The 20,804-nt window shown below is 68.2% G+C and carries 13 protein-coding genes; 6 read left to right on the top strand and 7 right to left on the bottom strand.

The annotated features are described in order from the left end of the window. Nucleotides 1–127: 127 nt before the first annotated feature. Nucleotides 128–2,191: a prolyl oligopeptidase family serine peptidase gene (locus tag ACO6VK_RS09605; RefSeq protein ID WP_422506642.1), complete on the bottom strand. Its 2,064-nt coding sequence runs from the start codon at nt 2,189–2,191 to the stop codon at nt 128–130. Between the two features lie 165 nt (nt 2,192–2,356). Further along, on the bottom strand, nt 2,357–4,327 hold the full coding sequence (locus ACO6VK_RS09610) for an OPT family oligopeptide transporter (RefSeq protein ID WP_422506643.1): 1,971 nt from the start codon (nt 4,325–4,327) through the stop codon (nt 2,357–2,359). 211 nt (nt 4,328–4,538) lie between these two features. On the opposite strand from ACO6VK_RS09610, the gene ACO6VK_RS09615 reads away from it, so the two are divergent. The 3 genes from ACO6VK_RS09615 to ACO6VK_RS09625 all read left to right on the top strand — a co-directional run bounded on the left by ACO6VK_RS09615 (nt 4,539) and on the right by ACO6VK_RS09625 (nt 10,492). Beyond that, the gene (locus ACO6VK_RS09615) at nt 4,539–5,690 is read left to right on the top strand and encodes a DUF1624 domain-containing protein (protein ID WP_422506644.1); all 1,152 of its coding nucleotides are present in this window, start codon (nt 4,539–4,541) and stop codon (nt 5,688–5,690) included. A gap of 116 nt (nt 5,691–5,806) precedes the next feature. Then, nucleotides 5,807–7,564, top strand: coding sequence for a peptide MFS transporter (locus ACO6VK_RS09620; RefSeq protein WP_422506645.1), 1,758 nt, complete (start codon nt 5,807–5,809; stop codon nt 7,562–7,564). A gap of 264 nt (nt 7,565–7,828) precedes the next feature. Continuing rightward, complete coding sequence (locus tag ACO6VK_RS09625) at nt 7,829–10,492, top strand: hypothetical protein (RefSeq protein WP_422506646.1); 2,664 nt, start codon at nt 7,829–7,831, stop codon at nt 10,490–10,492. Nucleotides 10,493–10,538: 46 nt separating this feature from the next. On the opposite strand, the gene ACO6VK_RS09630 is transcribed toward ACO6VK_RS09625, so the two are convergent. The 3 genes from ACO6VK_RS09630 to ACO6VK_RS09640 all read right to left on the bottom strand — a co-directional run bounded on the left by ACO6VK_RS09630 (nt 10,539) and on the right by ACO6VK_RS09640 (nt 15,382). Beyond that, nucleotides 10,539–12,512: an alpha/beta hydrolase family protein gene (locus tag ACO6VK_RS09630; RefSeq protein ID WP_422506647.1), complete on the bottom strand. Its 1,974-nt coding sequence runs from the start codon at nt 12,510–12,512 to the stop codon at nt 10,539–10,541. 109 nt (nt 12,513–12,621) lie between these two features. Then, nucleotides 12,622–14,601, bottom strand: a complete 1,980-nt coding sequence (locus ACO6VK_RS09635; RefSeq protein ID WP_422506648.1) for an alpha/beta hydrolase family protein — start codon at nt 14,599–14,601, stop codon at nt 12,622–12,624. Between the two features lie 142 nt (nt 14,602–14,743). Continuing rightward, entirely contained in the window at nt 14,744–15,382 is a 639-nt protein-coding gene (locus tag ACO6VK_RS09640) for a LysE/ArgO family amino acid transporter (protein WP_422506649.1), read from the bottom strand. Nucleotides 15,383–15,513: 131 nt separating this feature from the next. Here ACO6VK_RS09640 and ACO6VK_RS09645 point away from each other — a divergent pair, with 131 nt between their 5' ends. Then, nucleotides 15,514–16,419 (top strand): LysR family transcriptional regulator ArgP, encoded by a 906-nt coding sequence (locus tag ACO6VK_RS09645; RefSeq protein WP_411850251.1) that lies wholly within the window; start codon nt 15,514–15,516, stop codon nt 16,417–16,419. A 64-nt stretch (nt 16,420–16,483) separates the two neighbouring features. Continuing rightward, nucleotides 16,484–17,068: a hypothetical protein gene (locus ACO6VK_RS09650; RefSeq protein WP_422506650.1), complete on the top strand. Its 585-nt coding sequence runs from the start codon at nt 16,484–16,486 to the stop codon at nt 17,066–17,068. A gap of 21 nt (nt 17,069–17,089) precedes the next feature. Here ACO6VK_RS09650 and ACO6VK_RS09655 read toward each other — a convergent pair whose 3' ends face one another. Together ACO6VK_RS09655 and ACO6VK_RS09660 are read right to left on the bottom strand one after the other, a co-directional pair. Further along, complete coding sequence (locus ACO6VK_RS09655) at nt 17,090–17,515, bottom strand: hypothetical protein (protein WP_422506651.1); 426 nt, start codon at nt 17,513–17,515, stop codon at nt 17,090–17,092. A gap of 62 nt (nt 17,516–17,577) precedes the next feature. Beyond that, nucleotides 17,578–18,696, bottom strand: coding sequence for a PAAR domain-containing protein (locus ACO6VK_RS09660; protein WP_422506652.1), 1,119 nt, complete (start codon nt 18,694–18,696; stop codon nt 17,578–17,580). 207 nt (nt 18,697–18,903) lie between these two features. Between ACO6VK_RS09660 and mqo the strand changes: the two genes are divergently transcribed. Next, nucleotides 18,904–20,592, top strand: a complete 1,689-nt coding sequence (gene mqo / locus ACO6VK_RS09665) for a malate dehydrogenase (quinone) (protein ID WP_422506653.1) — start codon at nt 18,904–18,906, stop codon at nt 20,590–20,592. Nucleotides 20,593–20,804 lie beyond the last annotated feature (212 nt).

Raw genomic sequence — 20,804 nt, forward strand, 5'->3', positions numbered from 1 at the left:
TAGGGGCGGGATGGTATCCGGGTAGTTCCGGCTGTGGGCCGAAAACCTCGCAGAGTCGATGGGGTTGCCGGCCAGCAGCCGGCACCAATGAAAAGCGCCGCCCCGGAGGGCGGCGCTGCAATCGGGCTTATTCGCCGATGTGCTGCTTCAACCAGCCGTTGACGGTGTCGTGCCACTGCACGCTGTTCTGCGGCTTGAGCACCCAGTGGTTCTCGTCCGGGAAGTACAGGAACTTGGACTCGATGCCCTGGCGCTGGGCAGCGGTGAACGCGGCCAGGCCCTGTTCGACCGGAATGCGGAAGTCGAGCTGGCCGTGGATCACCAGGATCGGCTTCTTCCACTCGGCAACATGGTTGACCGGGTTGAACTTCTCGTAGTTCGCGGCCTTCTGGTACGGCGTACCGCCCTGCTCCCACTCGGTGAACCACAGTTCCTCGGTGGCGTAGCCCATCATGCGCTGGTCGAACACGCCGTCATGGTTGACCAGGCACTTCCACGGCTCGTTCCAGTTGCCGGCGATCCAGTTGACCATGAAGCCGCCGTAGCTGGCGCCCAGCGCGCATGCCTTGTCGCCGTTGAGGAAGGGGTACTGCTTCTGCGCGGCGGCCCAGCCCTTCTGCAGGTCTTCCAGCGGGCGGTCGCCCCAGTGCTGGCTGATCGCGTCGGTGAAGGCCTGGCCGTAGCCGGTGGACCCGTGGAAGTCGATCATCACCACAGCGTAGCCCTGGCCCGCGTAGGTCTGCGGATTCCAGCGGTAGCTCCAGCCGTTGCCGAAGCTGCCCTGCGGCCCGCCGTGGATCAGGAACGCCACCGGGTAGGTCTTGCCTTCCTGGTAGTTGTACGGCTTGACCACGTAACCGTGCACGGTTTCGTTGTTCCAGCCCTTGAACTGGAACTGCTCGTAGTCGCCGAAGGCAACGTCGGGCAGCATCTGGCCGGCGCTCGGGGTGATCTCGCGCTCGTTGGCGCCATCGAAGGCCGCCACCACGATCTGGTCGCCGCTCTTGAGGCTGTTGCGGGTGTAGGCCAGGGTGGTACCGCCACGGGTGGGCGAACCGATGCTGCCGCCTTCGGCGATCACCGCGGCCTCGCCACTGTCGATATCGACCAGGAACAGGCGGTGTTCGCCCATGTCGTCGGCCGAGGTGTAGATGCCCTTGCCGTCGCCGGACAGCACGATCTCACCGGCCGAGCGGTCCCACTTCGGTGCGATCTCACGGGTCTTGCCGGTGGCCACGTCCATCGCCATCAGGCCGAAGCGGTCGGCTTCAAAGCCCGGGCGCTTCATGGCGCGGTAGTACAGGGTCTTGCCGTCTTCGCTGAACACCGGGCCGGCATCCCACGCCGGGTTGGCGGCCGTGAGGTTCACCGGGGCCTGCTTGCCGTTGGCATCGAGGCGGTACAGGTCGAAATTGGTCGACCACGGTTCCTGCTTGCCGGCCACGCGGATCGCGGCGACCACGGAGGTGCCGTCCGGGGACCAGGTGAAGTCGTCATTGCCACCGAACGGCTTGGACGGCGCATCGCCATCAAGCGTGGCGCTGATCGCCGAGGCACCCTTGACCGCAGCGCCCTTGGCTGCCGGCAGCGGCGCTACGAACAGCGTGTTGCGGCGACCGTCGTTCCAGGTGTCCCAATGGCGCACGAACAGGCTGTCGAAGACTTCGCCGGTGTTCTTGCGCGCCTTGTGCGCGTCCAGCTTCTTGCTGGTGCAGGCCAGGTCAGAACCGCAGGCCTGGAACACGCCGCTGCTGAAGGCCACGCGGTCGCCCTGCGGGGAGACGTGGTAGCTGTCCACGTCGACCGGGAAATCGGTGAGCTGGCGCGGCGTGCCGCCGGCGGTCGGCATGGCATACAGCTGCTGGCTGCCGCCCTTGGCGCTCAGGAAGTACACGGTCTGGCCATCGCCGGACAGCGCGGCGGAGTTGACGTTCCAGCCGGCCGGGGTCAGCGGCTTGGGCGGCGCCGCATCGCGGGTACGCAGGTCGCGGATGTACAGGCCGGTGCTGGCCTTGCTGTCCGTACCGACCACGCGCTTGGCGAACACGACCTTGCCGCCATCGGCGGTCAGCAGCGGGGCCGAGACCCGATCCAGCGCGATCATGTCGCGCACATCCAGGCCGCGCGTGGCTGCCAGCGACGGCATCGCGGTCAGCAGGCACAACGGCAGCAGGGCGTAACGAAGTTTCATCGGGGTCTCCGCGGGACGGCAAAACGCCGATGGTAGGGCGGCGCCCGGTCCGAAGCAAAGGCCACAGGTCATGGGCTTGGCCAGATCCGGCAAACCCGTGGGGGGCACGCGTTGCGCGCGCCCCCTGGCGGTGGAGCCGAGCCCTGCCCGGCTCCTTCCGCAGGCTTACACGTTGCCGACGGCGCGCTTGCCGGTGCGGTAGATCAGCCAGCCGACCAGGAACAGCACGGCCAGGCCGATCCACTGGGCGCCCGGCAGGTGGAACGGCAATGCCAGCACGTCGGCACGGCTGCTCAGCACGATCGGAACCGCGATGGCGATACCCATCAGGGCTTCACCGGTGATCAGGCCAGCGGCGAACAGCACGCCCGGCTTGTGCACGCGGTCGCGGCCTTCTTCGTCGTCGGCGCGCACCTTGTGGAAGCGCTCCACCAGGTAGGCGATCAGCCCGCCCAGGAAGATCGGCACCATCAGCTCCAGCGGCAGGTAGATACCGATTGCGGCTGCCAGCACCGGCACGCGGAAGCGTGCGTTGCGCGACTTCAGCCAGCTGTCGAAGGCGATGATCGCCGCGCCGACCACGGCGCCGATGCCGATGAAGGTCCACGGCAGCTCGCCACCGAACAGGCCCTTGGCCACGGAGGCCATCAGGTTCGCCTGCGGCGCCGCCAGCGCATTGGGGTGCAGCTCGGACTTGACGCCGATGCCGTACGCGGTCGCCAGCAGGTTCAGCACCGGGGCCATGATCAGCGCGCAGGAGAACGCGCCGATGCCCAGCATCAGCTGCTGCTTCCACGGGGTGGCGCCGACGATGTAACCGGCCTTGAGATCCTGCAGGTTGTCACCGCCGACCGCCGCCGCACAGCACACCACCGCACCGATCATGATCGCGGCCACGGCGCCCAGCGGGGCCCCGCCAACGCCGACCGGCTTGAGGCCGTCGGCGCCCAGCAGCACCACCAGCACCGCCGAGGCGAACAGGATGGTGGAGATGGTGATGCCCGAGACCGGGTTGTTGGACGAACCGATCAGACCGGCCAGGTAGGCCGAGACCGAAACGAACAGGAAGCCCGCGGCGATCATGATCAGGGTCATCGGGATCGACACGTGCCACTGGCCCACGATGGCCTGGTACAGCGCCAGCAGCGGCAGGGTGAACACCACCAGGGCCACCAGCATCCACTTCATCGGCAGGTCGCGCTCGGTGTGCGCCAGCGCCGGGCCGCCGCTCTTGCGGGCGGCGGCGAAGCCGCTCTTGACGCCGTTGAGCAGCGACTTGCGCAGCGAGATCAGGGTCCAGACGCCGCCGATCAGCATGGCGCCCACGCCCAGGTAACGCATTTTCGCGCCCCAGATGGCGAATGCCGCCTCGGTCGAACTGGCCGTGGCGATCGATGCCGCCAGCGCCGGATCGGTGTTCATGAAGAACGCCTGGTACAGCGGAATGGCGATGTGCCAGGTCAGGATCGAGCCGGACACCACCACGATGCCGACATTCAGGCCGACGATGTACCCCACGCCGAGCAGCGCCGGCGACAGGTTGGTACCGATGAAGGCGGTGATCTTCGAGCTGCCCACGTAGGCCGAGGTGGCCCAGGCATCCGGGATCAGGCGCAGGCCGCTTTCGGCCGCCAGCTTCACGAAGGCGCCGATCACGGCCGACACGGCGAGGATCTTCAGGCCCGGGCCCGGGTTCTCACCGGCCTTGAGCACTTCGGCAGCCGCCTTGCCTTCCGGGAAGGGCAGCGGATCTTCGACGATCATCGACCGGCGCAGCGGCACCGAGAACAGCACGCCCAGCAGGCCACCCAGACCGGCGATGCCGAGCACCCACCAGTACTTGAAGTCCGGCCAGTAGCCCATGATCACCAGCGCGGGGATGGTGAAGATCACACCGGCGGCGATCGACGAGCCGGCCGATGCGCCGGTCTGGACGATGTTGTTCTCAAGGATGGTGCCGCCGCCGAGGAGGCGCAGCACGCCCATCGAGATGACGGCCGCGGGAATCGCGGTGGCGATGGTCAGGCCTGCGAACAGACCCAGGTAGGCGTTGGCCGCCGACAGGATCACCGCCAGCACGATGGCAAGCACCACCGCGCGGAAAGTGAGCTGTTTGGGCGCAGCGTCGTTGTTCATGGAAGCCCCTGCTGGCAAAAAATCTGGTCCACGCTAGCGTTCATGTCCGGGCAAGTCCAGTGTGAAACGTGCTGCAACACGCATGACTCACGGTGGTCACAACGATAGGGCGGCCGCACCGCCGCCATCCCGCCCGGATCGGCAAGGCCCGGCGACAGGCCGCACCACACCGTTATGTTATATCCTATCGCGCCACTCCTCTGGCGTTGCCGTGACCGCTCCCCTCGCCTCCCGCCTGACCTCCATCGACCAGCTCCGTGGCACGGTGATCGTGCTGATGCTGCTGGACCACGTCCGCGAGACGTTCTACCTGCACCACCAGGTGCCGGACCCGATGCTGGTGGACCAGACCGAGCCGGCGCTGTTCGTCAGCCGCCTGCTCGCCCACCTGTGCGCCCCCGTGTTCGTGCTGCTCACCGGGTTGTCGGCCTGGCTGTATGGCAGCACGAAAGCCGATGGCCGGCGCGCGACCAGCGCGTTCCTGCTCAAGCGCGGCCTGTTCCTGGTGGCGCTGGAGCTGCTGGTGGTCAACTTCGCCTGGACCCTGCAGTTCCCGCCCAGCGTGATCTACCTGCAGGTGATCTGGGCCATCGGCCTGAGCATGATCGTGCTGGCCGGGCTGCTGTGGTTGCCGCGCGGCGTGCTGGCAGCGCTGGCGCTGGCCCTGATCGCCGGGCACAACCTGCTCGATGGTGTCCGGGTAAGCGGCGATGGGCCGCTGGCGATCCTGTGGAAGGTGCTGCACCAGCGCGACTGGATCGTGCTGGGCGAGCACCTGCGCCTGCGCACCTCCTACCCGGTGCTGCCGTGGATCGGCGTGATCGCCCTGGGCTACGCGATCGGACCGTGGTTCGCGCGCGGCGGCGAGCCGGCGCAGCGCCAGCGCCGGCTGGTGCTGGCCGGCGGCGGCGCCCTGCTCGGCTTCGCGCTGCTGCGCGCGGCCAACGTCTACGGCGACCGCCCGTGGCAGGCGCTCGGCACCGCCGGTGAGACGCTGATGAGCGTGTTCAACGTCACCAAGTACCCGCCGTCGCTGCTGTTCCTGCTGCTCACCCTGGGGGTGGGCCTGTTGCTGCTGCGCCTGTACGAGCGGCCGGCCGTAGCCCGTGTGCTGGCCCCGCTGGCCGACATCGGTGCCGCGCCGATGTTCTTCTACCTGCTGCACCTGTACGTGCTGAAGCTGCTGTACGTGCTCGCCGAGGCGTACTGGGGGCCAACCCACGGGGCGTATGTCGGCGTGGACCATGTGGCCGCGCTGTGGGCCCTGACCGCCGTGCTGGCCCTCGCGCTGTACTGGCCCACCCGGGCGTTCGCGCGGTTGAAGGCGCGGCGGCGGGATCTGGCGTGGTTGCGGTATCTGTGAGCAGAGCGTGCCGACCAGCGGTCGGCACCCACCCACCGTAGCAATGGCCCGAACGGGTGCCGGCACCTGCGCAGCACAGGGGGCATAATCGCCGCCTGTCTGCTGCCTGCCCGCCCATGACCGCCACTGCCCTGCCCGCGTCCGACGACTTCCTCGGTCACCCCAAAGGTGTCTACGTCTGCTTCTTCACCGAGATGTGGGAGCGGTTCTCGTTCTACGGCATGAAGGCGCTGCTGCTGCTGTACCTCACCAAGTACCACCTGTTCGGCGACAAGGCCGGGCTCGACCTGCTCGGTGCCTATGGTGGCCTGGTGTACTGCATCCCGGTGTTCGGCGGCCTGCTCGCCGATCGCTGGCTGGGCATGCGCAAGGCGGTGGTGTTCGGCGGCGTGCTGCTCGTGCTCGGCCACCTGGGCATGGCCTTCGAAGGCCATGCCGCCACCCGCATCGACGGCCAGATCGTGCGCGATGATGCCGCGCTGGGCGTCACCTATCTGTCGCTGGCGCTGATCATCATGGGCGTGGGCTTCCTCAAGCCCAACATCTCCACCATCGTCGGCAAGCTCTACCCCGAGAACGACCCGCGCCGCGACTCGGGTTTCTCGCTGTTCTATGCCGGCATCAACCTCGGTGCCCTGTTCGCCTCGCTGGTGTGTGGCTTCCTCGGCGAAGCCTACGGCTGGAAGTACGGCTTCGGCGCCGCCGGCATCGGCATGGTGATCGGCCTGGCCATGTTCCTGTGGGGCCAGAAGTACCTGCAGGGCCATGCCGAACCGTCCGACGCGCCAGCCCTGCGCCAGCGCGTGCTGGGCATCCGCCGCGAATGGCTGATCTATGCGGTGGCCGTGCTCGGCGTGATCCCGGTGGCCGCACTGATGTGGGCCGCGGCCAACGGCGCCTTCGCGCTTGGCGGTGAAATCAGCCTCGCGTTGATGCTGATGATCGTGGTGCTGGGCGGCGTGCTGGTGTGGTTCGCCTGGTTCACCGGCACCCGCTGCACCCCGGTGCAGCGCCAGCAGATGATCGCGCTGATGGCGCTGATCTTCATGGCGCTGGTGTTCTTCACGCTGTACGAGCAGACCTACGGCTCGTGGGTCACCTTCACCGACCGCCTGCTGACCAAGGACCTGGTGCCCGCGCTGGTGATCCAGGGCGGCACGCCGCTGCCGTGGTCGATCGCCTCGCTGCTGCTGGCGCCGCTGGGCTTCGTGGTTGCCGCGCGTCTGTCCGAACGCAACCCGGCCTCGGCCGCGCCGCGCACGCTGTTCATCGCCATCGTCGCGCTGATGCTGGTGATGCTGATCCGCGACTGCCTGGTGATTCCGCAGACGGCCGGTTCGCTGACCTACCTCGGCGGCCTGTTCCTGGTGGTGCTGGCGCCGCTGTTCGCGATGCTCTGGGCGTGGCTGGACCGTCGCCGCATGGACCCGTCCAAGCCGGTCAAATCCTCGTTCGGCCTGGTCTTCGCCGCGCTCTCGTTCGTGCCGCTGGCGCTGGCCGCGCAACAGGTGGGCGCGAGCGGGCAGATGGCCAGCGTGTGGTGGCTGGTGCTGGCCTACCTGATCCTGGAGATCGGCGAAATGTGCCTGTCGCCGGTCGGCCTGTCGGCGGTCACCCAGCTGGCCGCGCCGCGCGTGGTCAGCCTGATGATGGGGACCTGGTTCCTCGCCACAGCGTTTTCCGAAACCTTGGCCGCGCTGTTCGGCAAGCTCGCCGCGATCGAGGTGCCCGAAGGCGAAACGATGAACATCGCCAGCGCTGCCGCCAGCTACGAGCACCTGTTCTGGCTGCTGATGTGGATCGGCCTGGGCTGTGCAGCGGTGGCGCTGCTGTGCTCACCGCTGCTGAAAAGGATGATGCACGGGGTGAAGTAACCGGGCATCGCGACGCACCTGCACAACGGCACCCACGCGGTGCCGTTGTGCTTTTTACACACGGCGGGTTAGCAGCAACACATAAACGTTTCCTAACACCATACGACCCGGTCACATTCTGGGTTTTTCGTATTTATTTCAAATACAGCCTCCGGCGTTGTCACGACCATGACGCTCCTTCACCGCCCTCGCGCGGTCGGAGCGGTGTCGCGACCGGCACCCGCTCCGTCTTTCCTCGTCCTGCACCTACGACTGGAGCTGCCCATGCGCCGTACCGTTCTCTTCCACCACCCGCTCGCCGCGATGATTGCCCTCGCCCTGTGCGGCGTGCCTGCGCTGTCTGCCCACGCGGACACCGCGGCACAGTGCGATACCGTCGGCGACACCGACTGCGAGACGGCGCAGGCCAGCGGCCGAGGCGGCCTGTCAGCGTGGTGGATCGGCGGCATCGTCGCGGTGGCAGCAGGTGCGGCGGGCGCTGCCGGCGGCGGCGGTAGCAACGGCGGCGGCAATGGCGGTGGCAACGGCGGCGGCGGTCCCGTCCCCGGCCAGGAAGGCGGCCAGTTCGGCGATCGCCAGACCCTGGTCGCCGCTGGCGGTGAGTCCGTATGGAATCAGCCGGTGGACACCCGCATCATCGGCAACGCACGCAACGACGGCCACCTGGATCTGAATGCCGGCAGCCTCACGGTGCGCAGCAACGGTCATCTGCACAACCACGGTACGCTGCGCGTCGGCGAGGCCGCACGCCTGGTGATCGAGCGCGATGGCGACCTCGACAACCGTGGCCAGCTCGACCTGCGCGGCAGCCTGCATCTGCAGGCCGATGCCAGCCTGGAGAACCTCGGCCGCCTGTCGGCGCAGGACGCACGCATCACCCTGGACGGCGATGCGGAGATCGACAACCAGGGCGACATGCAGCTGCGCGACACGCTGGTGGTGCTGCAGGGCGACAGCGATTTCGACAACGGCGAGCGCCAGCGCCCCGCACGGCTGGTCGTGGACGGCGGCGGGTTCGTGCTGGGCGGTGCCGCCGGGTTCGAGAATCACGGGACCCTCCACGCCAGTGGCGCGCTGAACCAGGGCAGCCTGATCCACGCCACCACCGCACGCGTCGGCAATGACCGCGACACCATCGAAGCGTTCAACAACCACGGCAGCATCGTGCTCGATGCCGATGCACGGGTGCTCACCCTGGTCGCCGATACCCATGCCAGCACCGGCATCAACCGGGCGGGCGGACAGATCACCAGCCATGCCCGCAACCACGCGACCCTGCATGCCGAAGGCGCATCGGCGACGCTGCTCAACCAGGGCACCCTCACCGTTACCGGTGATCAGGCCGTGGCGATGTCCGGCGCGCGCGGCGCCACCTTGATCAACGACGGCACGATCAACCTCGGCATCGCCGGTGCGGCCAACGGCCAGCACCTGGTGGCGATGCGTTCGGATGGCACGGCCACGCTCAACAACCGCCGCGGTGGCGTGATCAATATTCACGCCGACCATTCGCATGCCTTCCAGGTTGCGGGCGACGGCAGCGGACGGCTGATCAACAACGGCCAGGTCAATGTCTATGGCATCGGCAGTGGCATCAACGCCGATGCCGCCACCGCCGCGGCCAACCGACCCGGTGCCGACCTGGGCTGGCAGGCGCCGCGCGGCATCAGCGGCTACACCGTGGGCACCAACGCCGATGGCAGCGCCGGGCGCATGGTGCTGCACCAGGGCGGCCACCTGGCCGACGTCGCGGTGGACACCGGTTTCACCCGCGGCACCGCCGCGTCGCAGGTCCACCTGCAGGGGGTGTTTACCGGGGCCGACAGCGGCGAAGACAACATCCGCAGCGCGACGGTGGTGTGGCGCGCGCAGGCCGAGCGCGATGCCAGCGGCACTGTCGATGTGGTGATGACCCGCAATGACTACCGCGCACTGGCCGATGCGTCGGTCCAGGGTGTGGCGGCCGCGCTGGAAGCCGGTTATGGCAACACGGCGCTGTTCCACAGCCTGGAAGTGGCCGACAACGCCGAGTTCAACCGCGCCCTGCACCAGCTGTCCGGTGGGCAGGTGATGGCGGCAAACCAGCGCCTGGCCGCCAACGGCGAGGCGTTCTGGTCGAGCCTGGCACGCAGCGCGCCGACCGACGGTCACCGCCTGCTGGCGTTCGGGCCGGGGGCTGAAACCCGCTACGGCGTGCAGGGCGTGGGCACCGGCCTGCAGTTGGCGGTACCGATGCAGGGCGGCCGCCAGTTGCAGATGATGTCCGGCCTGCTCAGCGCGGATACCGCACACGACGGCGGGCAGACGCGCAGCCAGTCGCGCTTCGCCGGCGTGGGCATCGGCCAGTCGCTGGGCGCGTTCCGCCTCCAGCACACCCTCGGCAACGAGTGGCACCGGATGGACGGTCAACGACAGCTCCAGTGGGGCGCTACGCACACGACGGCGCACAGCCAGCGCACGCTCTCGCGCACCCGCATCGGCAGCACGCTGAGCCGCGATCTGGTGACGTCCGCCCTGCACTGGCAACCGCGGCTCGGGGTCACCGCGTTCCACGCCCGCGAGGCCGCCTTCCACGAGCACGGCGCGGATGCATTCGGGTTGTCGGTGGGCGCCGGCACGCGCCGTGGCGTGCAGTGGGAAGCCGGCACGGGCGCGCAGGCGCGGATCGGTTCGGCGTGGACAGTGCGTGGCGATGCGGCCTTGATCGGCTCCGTCAAAGAACACACCCGCGGTCGCCTGGCGTATCTGCAGGGCGCGGAGGGCCACGCATTCGAGCTGCCGGGCAGCACGTCGGGCGTGGACTACCGGGTGATGATCGGCGCGGACTACCGTCGTCAGCGCCTGGCGCTGGGCGGGGCGGTTCTGGCGCAGCGCCTGCTGGGCACTCCCGACACCCAGGCGCAGATGCACCTCAACTACGTGTTCTGATCCCGCCGGACGATGGCGCGCAGGCGCCATCGTCCGCCGTGCCGGCTCAGGGCTGGGCCGGTGCCGTTGGCGCCGTGGCGGTTTGGCCGCCCAGGCTGCGCGACAGGAAGGCAAGCAGCCTGGTGTAGTACTCGCGCCGGTGGTCGTCGGTGTAGAAGCCGTGGCCTTCGGTGGGGTAGTACAGCGACTCCACCGGAACACCGGCCTTCTGCAACGCCGCTTCCATGCGCTTGGTGTGCTGGATCGGGGCGCGTTCGTCCTGCCCACCGGCCGCCAGGAACACCGGCACCTTGATGCGGTCGGCCAGATTGACCGGCGACACCGCCCCGAGGTCGCCGCGCTCGCCGATCCATTCCTTCAGATAGGTTTCGCCCGAGCGCCGCCCCTGGATGTCGCCGGTGGTATGCATCATCGGCAGGTCGTAGACCCCCACATAGCCCGCGGCGCAACGGTACAGCGCCGGTTCCTTGGCCACGCCCATCAGCGCGGCGTAGCCGCCGTAGCTGGCACCGTAGATGCAGATCTTCGACCCGTCGGCGATGCCCTGCTCCACCGCCCAGCGGGTGGCGTCGGTCACGTCGTCCTGCATCGTGCCGCCCCACTGGCGCGCGCCGGCCTGCTCGTGGGCACGGCCGTAGTTGCCCGAGCCACGGAAGTTGACCTGCAGCACCGCGTAACCGGCGGCGGCCAGCAACTGGTTCTCGGGGTCGTAGCGGCCATCGTCATAGACATCGAACGGACCGCCATGCGGCACCACCACCATCGGCAGGCGCTTGCCTTCGCTGCCCTTGGGCACGGTCACGTAGCCGTGCAGCGGCAGACCGTCGCGTGCCTTCAGCGCGATCGGGCGCACCACTGCGGCCGCTTCCGGGTCGATCCAGTCGCTGCGGCTCAGCAGGTGTTCGGCATTCTTGGCGACCGTGTCGAACAGGAAGAAGTCGCCCGGATTGCGGCCGGACCAGACTTCCAGCAGCAGGCGCTTGCCGTCGCGGGTGGACGAGGTGACATACACCGCCTCGCCGCCGAAGGCCGCTTCCAGGCTGCGGTGCATGCGTGCGTCGGCGGATTTCTCGTCGAAGAAGCGCGTACGCGGGGTATCGCCCATGAACAGCGCACCGACCGGGATCGAGGTGCCCTGCCGGTAGATCACCCGTGCCGGGTCCACGACGGGATCGGAGAGCACGGGCAGGCGTTCGCCGCTGGCCGGGTTCCACGAGACGAACGCCGCTGGCCCGCGCGGCTGCTCCACGATCAGGTACGCCAGCGCGCCATCGGTGGAGAACCCGACCGGCCGTTCAATGCGCCCTGTGTCGTTCTCGTCGTTGAGCAGCGTCCAGTCGCTGCCAGCCGCGGCGCGGTAGTACAGCTTGTTGACGTTGTCGCCGCCGGCCCCATAGGCGAAACGCACCTCGCCCTGCGGGTCGGTCGCAAAGCGCGCGCGCTGCACCGGGGCGCGCGCGGCCACCTGGCGATGGCCGGTGACCACGTCCAGGCGCTCGGCGCGGGTGAAGGGGTCGGCGGAGAACGGCCACGTGGTGACCAGCACGCCGCGCGGATCATTGGGCAGGTCATCGGCCAGGAACGCGGCCACCGCGTCGCCCTTCTTCGGCTGGATGCGCGATCCCTGCCGTGCGGCCACGCGATAGCCGATCAGCAGCTCGCCCCGGCCGCCGTTGGCGTTCATGGCGAACAGCTCACCGGTAGGGCGCGGCGCATCGTGCGAGCCGAACTTTTCGGCCAGGCCGATCACCACGCGGTCGTCGCTGGCCCAGTGGAAGTCGGACGCATGGTTGTCGCGCGGCGGCACGAACGAACCGGTCAGGCGGCCTTCCACACGGTGCATGATCGCCAGCGCGGTGCGGTCTTCCATCGGCACCGTGGCCGCGAAGTAGTCGCCCGAGGGCGAAATCTTGATGCTGGTGAATTTGTCCCGGCGCAGGTAGTGATCCAGATCCACTGCGGTGGCCTGCCCGGCCAGGGTCATGCAGACGGCCAGTGCCGCCAGGGTCAACGTACGCATCCTTCCCCCTTGCTGCCGGACGGCGTGTCCGGCAGGTAACGATGTTCCGGCGCACGGTGGCCCCGGTGTGGCGCGGCAGCGGGCGATGCCGCCGCCGCATGTGTGGCGGTCAGGGCGCCTTGCCCTTGCCGGCCGGTGTGGTGGTGGCCGTGGCCCCACCCAGGCTGCGCGACAGGAACGCCAGCAACCGGCTGTAGTACTCGGTGCGGTGCTCCTGGGTGTAGAACCCATGCCCTTCGGTCGGGTAGTACAGCGATTCCACCGGTACGCCGGCCTTCTTCAGGGCGGCTTCCATGCGCTTGGTGTGCTCGATCGGCGCGCGCTCGTCCTTGCCGCCAGCGGCCAGGAACACCGGCACCTTGATGCTGTCGGCCAGGTTGACCGGCGAGCGGTCGGCGAGGTCCTTCGGGCGGCCCATCCACTCGCGCAGGTAGTTCAGGCCGAACTCGGTCTTCTGCACGTCGCCGCGCGCGTACATCATCGGCAGGTCGTAGACGCCCACATAGCCTGCCGCGCACCGATACAGACCGGGCTCGCGCACCGGCCCCATCATCGCCGCGTAGCCGCCATAGCTGGCGCCGTAAATGCAGATGCGGTCCTTGTCGGCCACGCCCTGCGCGATCGCCCAGCGCGTGGCATCGGTGACGTCGTCCTGCATGGCCATGCCCCACTGCAGGCGGCCGGCCTCGGTATGTGCACGCCCATAGTTGGACGAGCCGCGGAAGTTGATCTGCATGACCGCGTAGCCGGCGGCAGCCAGCAGTTGCGACTCGGTGTCGTAGTCGCCGCGGTCGAACACGCCGATGGGCCCACCGTGCGGCACCACCACCATCGGCAGGTTGCGCCCGTCGCTGCCGTGCGGCAGCGTGAGGAACCCATGCAGCGGCAGGCCGTCGCGGGCCTTGAAGGCAACCGGCCGTACCTCCGCGCTCTTGGTCGCGTCGATCCAGTGGCTGCGGCTGGCCAGGTGCGCTGCGTTCTTGCGGGCGGTATCGAACAGGAAGAAGTCGCCGGGATTGCGCCCGGACCAGGTTTCCAGCAGCAGCTTGCCGCCATCGCGGGTGCTGGAGGTGATGTAGACCGACCCACCCAGCGCGGCCTCCAGGCTGCGGTACTGCCGCGCCGTGGCCGAGGTGTCGTCGAAGAACGCGGTGCGGGGCGTATCGCCGAGGTACAGCGCGCCCACCGGGATGCGGGTGCCGGGCTGGCGGATGATCCGATGCGGGTCCACCACCGCATCGCGCAACAGGGTCCGGCGCTCGTTGGTCTCCGGATCCCAGCTGACGATCGCATCCGGCCCGCTGGCCTGTTCAACCTGCAGGTAGGCCAGACGGCCATCGGCCGAGAAGCCCAGCGGCACCTCGGTGCGCCCGCTCACGTTCTGGCTGTTGATCAGCGACCACTCGCCGCCAGGGGCGCGGTAGTACAGCTTGTTGACGCGGTCGTTCGCCGCGCCCAGCGCGAAGCGGACCTCGCCCTGGTTGTCGGTGGTGAAGCTGCCGCGCTGCACCGGCGAGCGGACCACCATCGTGCGCCGGCCGCTGAGCACGTCCATGCGCTCGACCTGCGGATAGGGCTCGTCGCTGAAGGGCCACACCTCGATCAGTGCATACCGGTCGTCGTCGGGCAGGTCGTCGGCCATGTAGGCGGCCACATCGCCCGCCTTCTTGACCTTGATGTAGGTGCCCTGGCCTTCCTGCACCCGGTAACCGACCAGCAGCTCGGCGCGCTTGCCATCGGCATTGATGCCGAACAGCTCGCCGGTGGGCTGCGGCGCATCGCGCGCGCCGAGTTTCTGGGCCAGGCCGACCACGATGCGCTCGTTGCTGACCCAGTTGACGGTATGGGCGTGGTTGTTCTTTGGCGGCCTGAAATTGCCCACCATTTCCATGCCGGGCAGGCGCAGGATCGCCACCGCGGTGGCATCTTCCAGCGGTATCGTTGCGGCGATGTAGTCGCCTCCCGGCGATATCTGGATGTCCTCGAAACTCTGCTGCCGCAGATAGCGGTCCAGCTCCACCGCCCCGGCCTGCGCCGACAGCGCCGCACACACCACCGCCAGCATGGCGGCCCACCTGATCCTGCTCATCCATCCCCCCCGGGCTACCGGACTTCATGTCCAAGCGCCCGATTCTAGGCGGAAGATGGGGTCGGGAACCAGTGCGGAACGCACAAAGAAAAATGGCACCGCGAACGGTGCCATTTAAGGTATGCATCGATGGAGAGAGGTATCAATGCATACCGCGGAACGCGAGGGTCAGCGCCAGGATCGACAGGATCACCGCGATGGTGCCGTCGAGGATGCGCCAGGTCTTCGGCTTGGTGAACAACGGCGCGAGCAGGCGCGCGCCGAGCCCCTGTGCGGTCAGCCACAGGCAGCTGGCGGTGACCACGCCGGCGGCGAAGGCCATGCGCGAACTACCGAAGTTCTCGGCGATCGAACCGATCACCATCATGTCCAGCCAGAAGTGCGGGTTGATCAGCGAGAAGCCGACCGCCGAGATCAGCACCGCACGGCGCGAGGTGTCGCCGCCGTCGTCCATGTCCATGCCGCCGCCACCGCCGGCCAGCGCGCGGCGCGCCGACTGCCACGCATACCACGCCAGGAACGCCACGCCGCCCCACAGCACCGCCGTGGTCAGCCACGGCAACGCCTGGGTCAGGGTGCGCAGGCCGGCGACGCTGGCGAAAATGAAGGCGGCGTCGATCGCCGCGCAGGTCGCCACGACCGGCACGATGTGCTTGCGCAGGATGCCCTGGCGCAGGATGAAGGCGCTCTGCGCGCCGACGACGGCGAACAGACCAATGCCGGTGGCGGCGCCGCTGAACCATGCGGCGAGCCCGGCGCTGCCGGAAATGATGGAGAACATGGGAGACCACCTGTGTTGCGGGGGGCGGTGCCTCGCCAAGGCGTACAGCACCGGATGGCGCGTATTGTCGCGCCGCAACATGGAAAAGTAGAGCTAAACTTACTTAACCACCTTTAGCCAGGCTTAAGACCATGCGGATCGACCATGCCCAGCTCCGCGCGCTTGCCGCCGTCGTCCGCGAAGGCAGTTTCGAGCGTGCCGCGCAGTCGCTCAACGTCACCGCTTCGGCGGTCTCCCAGCGGATCAAGGCGCTGGAGGACCGGGTCGGCCGGCTGCTGGTCAAGCGGTCGTCCCCGGCGGTGGCCACCCCGGAAGGCCAGGTGCTGGTGCAGCTGGCCGAGCAGACCGCGCTGCTCGAGCACGACGCCCTGCACCGCATGGGCATCGCCGACGAGGACCTCCCGCACGCCAGCATCCCGGTGGCGGTCAACCACGACAGTCTGGAAACCTGGTTTCCCGAGGCGGCGCGCAGCTTCGCCGCGCAGACCGGCACCACCCTGGACCTGCGCCTGGAAGACCAGGACCACACCGTGGCGCTGCTCCGCCAGGGCGCGGTGCTGGGCGCGGTGACCACGCTGGACGAACCGGTGCAGGGCTGCCAGATCCACGCGCTGGGCAGCATCCGCTACGCCGCCACCTGCACCCCGGCCTTCCATGCGCAGCACTTCGCCAAGGGGGTCAACGCGCAGTCGCTGGCGCAGGCCCCGGTGCTGGTGTTCAACCGCAAGGACGACCTGCAGGCGCGCTTCGCCCGGCGCCTGGCCGGCGAGGACCTGCCGCTGACCGCCCCGACCTGGTGGATTCCGTCGACCCGCGCGTTCGTGCAGGCCAACCTTGGCGGGCTGGGCTGGACCATGAACCCCCTGCCCCTGGTCAAGCGCCACCTCGAGGCCGGCCGGCTGGTGCTGATGAAGCAGCGCGCCTGGGAAGACGTGCCGCTGTACTGGCAGCACTGGAAGGGCGATGTGCAGACGATGGCGCTGCTGACCCGCGCGGTGCTGGGGGCCTCGGCCACGCTGATCCGCAGGAAGCGCTGACGGTGGTCACGCGCCCCTGACCGGCAGGCGGGCAGCATCGGCCCATTCCCGCCAGGGCACGCCGATGGAAAGCGATCCGCTGTTCCTGCATATCCGGGTGGTGCTCGGCATCATCCTTGGCCTGAGCATCACCACCCTGCTGCGCGGGCTGGCGTCGATCATCGAGCACCCGCAGCGCCGGGGACGGTCGTGGATCCACCTGTGCTGGGTGGCGTGGGCACTGGTCTCGGTAGTGACGTTCTGGTGGTGGGAGTTCCGCCTCACCGAGGTGCGGCACTGGACCTTCGGCACCTACGTCTTCGTGATCGGCTACTGCGCCGCCTGGTACATGCTGTGCGTGCTGCTGTTCCCCGACGACGTGCGCGAGTTCGGCAGCCTGGAGAACTACCTGCTGCAGCGTCGCGGCGGCTTTTTCGGGGTGCTGGCGCTGATCACCCTGCTGGACCTGGGGGATACGGCGATCAAGGGCCACAGCCGCTGGCAGGCGCTGGGCGAGGCCTACCTGCTGCACACCGCGGCGATGCTGCTGATCGCCGGGCTGGGCGTGGCGCTGCGATCGCGGCGCGCCCATCTGCTGCTCGCCGCGGCCGCGCTGGCGTACCAGGCGGCCTACTTCCTGCTGGAATACTTCACGCTGGGCGGGACCTGACGCCCCCGGCCGCGTGCCGGCTCAGCGCGCGTCGAGCCCGACGCGGCCGTCCACGATGTGCACCTTCGCGCGCACGATGGTGGCATCGGCACCCTTGCGCTCCGGGGTGATGTTCAAGCTGAAGACCGCATCCAGATCGACCGGGCGCAGCGCGAAATCGTTGATTTCCTTCGGCGTGATCGGCCAGCTGAAGCGCACCGACTGGCCCGGTGCCACGGTCTCCAGGTCCTTCAGCATCAGGCCGTCCACCGGGTTGCGGCGCAGCTGCTTTTCCTTGCCCGAATGGCGGTCCACCAGCCGTACCGCCGGGCCCCGCTTGCGCAGGAAGGCAACCGGCAGCGTCACCGCGCTGCGGCCGCCATTGCGCAGTTCCAGTTCCACCCGGACATCGTCGCCGGTGAAGCGGCAGTGGGCATCGTCGATGCAGCGGGCGTGGAGTTCGATCATGGGGGCAGGCTCTGGGTTCTGTGCAGACAAGGGCGAAGCGGCAAACAGTGCGATCAGGGGAATCAGGAAACGGTGCATGTCAGCTCCCGGCCGAGTTCGCGACGGAGCAGTTCCTGCACCTCGCGACCGATGTTCCAGGCATGCCTGGGGTGGGTACCGGCGCTATGGTACGTGGACATGATGGTGGCCTGCGGGTCGGTGCTGTCGCGGTAGGCCATCGCCTCCACCCCCGCCGGATCGACGGTGCCGTCGGGACGGATGTAGCGGACCGTGTCCGAGGCGTCGTCCTCGTTCTCCGAGTACTCGTCGGGCAGGCCCAGGGTGTGGGCGAACTCGTGCGCGTAGGTCCACGGGTCGGTGGTGGTGGCAACATACACCAGCGGCGGATCGACCATTTCGCGGTCGTATTCCTTGTGCAGCTGCAGCGTGTAGTCCTGGCCACCGTCAACCCACTGGATCGCATAGCGGATCGGGAACGAACGGGTCCCGCACTGCGGATCGTTGACCGCCAGGGTGAACTTGCCGTTCCAGTAGGTATCCACGCCGTCCATCATGCGCAGCTTGGCCGTAGTGACGTCGGCCGCGGTGACGCCGGCCAGCGGCTGCACCCGGACCTTGATCGAGACCACGATGTCGCCGCCGGACTTGAGCGGCACGGCGATGCTGTAGGTGACCGGGAACGTCCAGTCGTAACGGGTGCCCGCCGGGTCCAGCGTTTCGGAATAACGGCCGTCGGCGTTCACCGCGATCTTCGCTTCGTGGTCGCTCACCCAGCATTGCGGCGCGTCCTCGCGTACCGCCGACGGCGCGTCGGCGGGCCTGGTGGCCTTCAGCACCGCAGCCGCGATGGAGACCGCCGCAGCGAGCACGGCGGCCGTGTTGCTGGAGCCACCGCCTCCGCCGCCCCCGCCACCGCCTGCCTCCACGCTGACCGTGGCCTGCTGGCCGGCGAGCAGGGTGCAGCCGCAGCTGGCCTTGTCGCCGTGCCGGGCGACCGGGTTGCCGTCGATGATGAGGGTGGCGTCGCCGCTGGCGATCACGCCGGGGCCGTGCTTGCTGCACAGCACCGCGTCGTTGACCCGGGCTACTGCGTGTCCGTCGATATCCGTGAAAGGCGAACCGGCCAATACCGTGCCGCCCAGATGGAGGTGGTCACCGACCACGACCAGCGTCCTTGCCATTGCGTACCTGTCTCTTTCGTAGCGTCCGTTGCCCATTCAGTCTACCCGGCCGGCCCGGTCGGGGTCACCCCGTCGGATGCTGCGTTGCACCAAATCCGTACCGGAAAGGGCTAGAATCCGCCCCAAGGAACCGCTGTGACCCCTGTCTTCACAGGCGTCCCCGGCAGCGGCGGCATCCTGTTCACGTCTCCTCCCTCTGAGATCCCCATGAAAAAACTAGCGAAGGTCGCCCTCGGCCTGCTCGTGCTGTTGCTGCTGGCATCGGCCATTTTCCTGTACTGGCCGCTGACCCAGCGCTCGGTCCCCGCCGCCGGCAACGACAAGCCGGTGGACGTCGTCCTGATCGGCGGCGGCATCATGAGCATCACCCTGGCCACGTTCCTGCAGGAACTGCAGCCGGACTGGAACATCCAGATCTATGAGCGCCTCGATGGCGTTGCCCTGGAAAGTTCGGACGGCTGGAACAACGCCGGTACCGGTCATTCGGCGTTCGCCGAACTGAACTACACCCCGGAACTGCCCGATGGCAGCATCGAGACCAAGCGTGCGGTGGGCATCGCCGAGCAGTTCGAGATCTCGCGCCAGTTCTGGTCGCACCAGGTCAAGGCCGGCCGCCTGAGCCAGCCGTCGGACTTCATCAACCCCACCCCGCACATGAGCTTCGTGTGGGGCGACGACAACATCGCCTACCTGCACAAGCGCCAGCAGGCGCTGGTGAAAAACCCGCTGTTCTACGGCATGCAGTACTCCGAAGACGCCGCGCAGATCAAGCAGTGGGCACCGCTGCTGATGGAAGGCCGCGACCCGAAGCAGAAGGTGGCCGCCACGTGGATGCCGCTCGGCACCGACGTGAACTTCGGGGTGATCACCCGCCAGCTCACCGCCGGCCTGCAGCGCAGCCCGAACTTCCAGCTGCATCTGAAGCATGAAGTCGGCGCGCTGCGCCAGAACGATGACAAGAGCTGGAACGTCACCGTGAAGGACCTCACCTCGGGCACCGAGTCGACCATCAAGTCGCGCTTTGTGTTCATTGGTGCCGGTGGCGCCGCGCTGAAGCTGCTGCAGCTGTCGGGCATTCCGGAGTCGAAGAACTACGCCGGCTTCCCGGTGGGCGGTCAGTTCCTGGCCTTCCAGTCGCCGGCCATCGCCGAACGTCACGGGGTCAAGGCATACGGCATGGCCGAAACCGGGTCGCCGCCGATGTCGGTGCCGCACCTGGATGCGCGCAAGCTGGACGGCAAGCCGGTGGTGCTGTTCGGGCCGTTCGCGCTGTACAGCACCAAGTTCCTCAAGCACGGGTCGTGGTTCGATCTGTACTCGTCGGTGAACCACAACAACGTGGCCGGCATGCTCGACGTGGGCGCCGAGAACCTGGACCTGGTGAAGTACCTGATGGGCCAGGCGCGCCTGAACGACGACGACCGCCAGGCCGAACTGGTCAAGTACTTCCCCAACGCCAAGCGTGAGGACTGGACGCTGGTCACCGCCGGGCAGCGGGTGCAGATCATCAAGCGCGATCCGGAGAAGGGCGCGATCCTGCAGTTCGGCACCGAGATCGTGACCGACAAGGACCACACACTCGCCGCGCTGCTGGGGGCATCCCCGGGTGCCTCGACCTCGCCGCCGATCATGCTGGACCTGCTCAAGAAGGCCTTCCCCGAGCAGATGGCGGCCGGGTGGGAAGCGCGCCTGAAGCAGATCGTGCCGTCATACGGGCGCAAGCTCAACGACAGCGCGGCGCTGACCAACGAGGTGCGCCGCCAGACCAGCGAAACCCTGAAGCTGCCCTACCTCGACGTGCCGGTGGAAACCTCGCCGGCGGTGATGCTGACCCCGCCGGCCACCGCGCCGGCCGAGAAGAAGCGCAACGCCAACGAAGAACTGCAGGCGCTGTAAGCCCTGCGGCGCCCGCCGCCGGGCGCCTTCCCGAACCTGCCCCTCCCCAAGGGGCCGGTTCGGGTGCTGCGGATGGTGGATGCCGGCCAGCGGCCGGCACTACCGGGACGTCCGCCTGCTCCGTTGCGTTAAGTGTTTGTAAAGCGAATGAGAACGCTTTACATTTGCACCCCGCTGCCTTGCCGGTGCGGGTGCCCGACGGTCTCAACGGA

The sequence above is a fragment of the Stenotrophomonas sp. GZD-301 genome (assembly GCF_049310345.1).
Taxonomy (GTDB): Bacteria; Pseudomonadota; Gammaproteobacteria; order Xanthomonadales; family Xanthomonadaceae; genus Stenotrophomonas.

Coding starts and splice junctions, on each gene's coding strand:
- ACO6VK_RS09640 (WP_422506649.1), bottom strand. CDS start 15,382: ATGTTCTCCATCATTTCCGGCAGCGCCGGGCTCGCCGCATGGTTCAGC.
- ACO6VK_RS09610 (WP_422506643.1), bottom strand. CDS start 4,327: ATGAACAACGACGCTGCGCCCAAACAGCTCACTTTCCGCGCGGTGGTG.
- mqo (WP_422506653.1), top strand. CDS start 18,904: ATGAAAAAACTAGCGAAGGTCGCCCTCGGCCTGCTCGTGCTGTTGCTG.
- ACO6VK_RS09620 (WP_422506645.1), top strand. CDS start 5,807: ATGACCGCCACTGCCCTGCCCGCGTCCGACGACTTCCTCGGTCACCCC.
- ACO6VK_RS09655 (WP_422506651.1), bottom strand. CDS start 17,515: ATGATCGAACTCCACGCCCGCTGCATCGACGATGCCCACTGCCGCTTC.
- ACO6VK_RS09630 (WP_422506647.1), bottom strand. CDS start 12,512: ATGCGTACGTTGACCCTGGCGGCACTGGCCGTCTGCATGACCCTGGCC.
- ACO6VK_RS09625 (WP_422506646.1), top strand. CDS start 7,829: ATGCGCCGTACCGTTCTCTTCCACCACCCGCTCGCCGCGATGATTGCC.
- ACO6VK_RS09660 (WP_422506652.1), bottom strand. CDS start 18,696: ATGGCAAGGACGCTGGTCGTGGTCGGTGACCACCTCCATCTGGGCGGC.
- ACO6VK_RS09605 (WP_422506642.1), bottom strand. CDS start 2,191: ATGAAACTTCGTTACGCCCTGCTGCCGTTGTGCCTGCTGACCGCGATG.
- ACO6VK_RS09635 (WP_422506648.1), bottom strand. CDS start 14,601: ATGAGCAGGATCAGGTGGGCCGCCATGCTGGCGGTGGTGTGTGCGGCG.
- ACO6VK_RS09650 (WP_422506650.1), top strand. CDS start 16,484: ATGGAAAGCGATCCGCTGTTCCTGCATATCCGGGTGGTGCTCGGCATC.
- ACO6VK_RS09645 (WP_411850251.1), top strand. CDS start 15,514: ATGCGGATCGACCATGCCCAGCTCCGCGCGCTTGCCGCCGTCGTCCGC.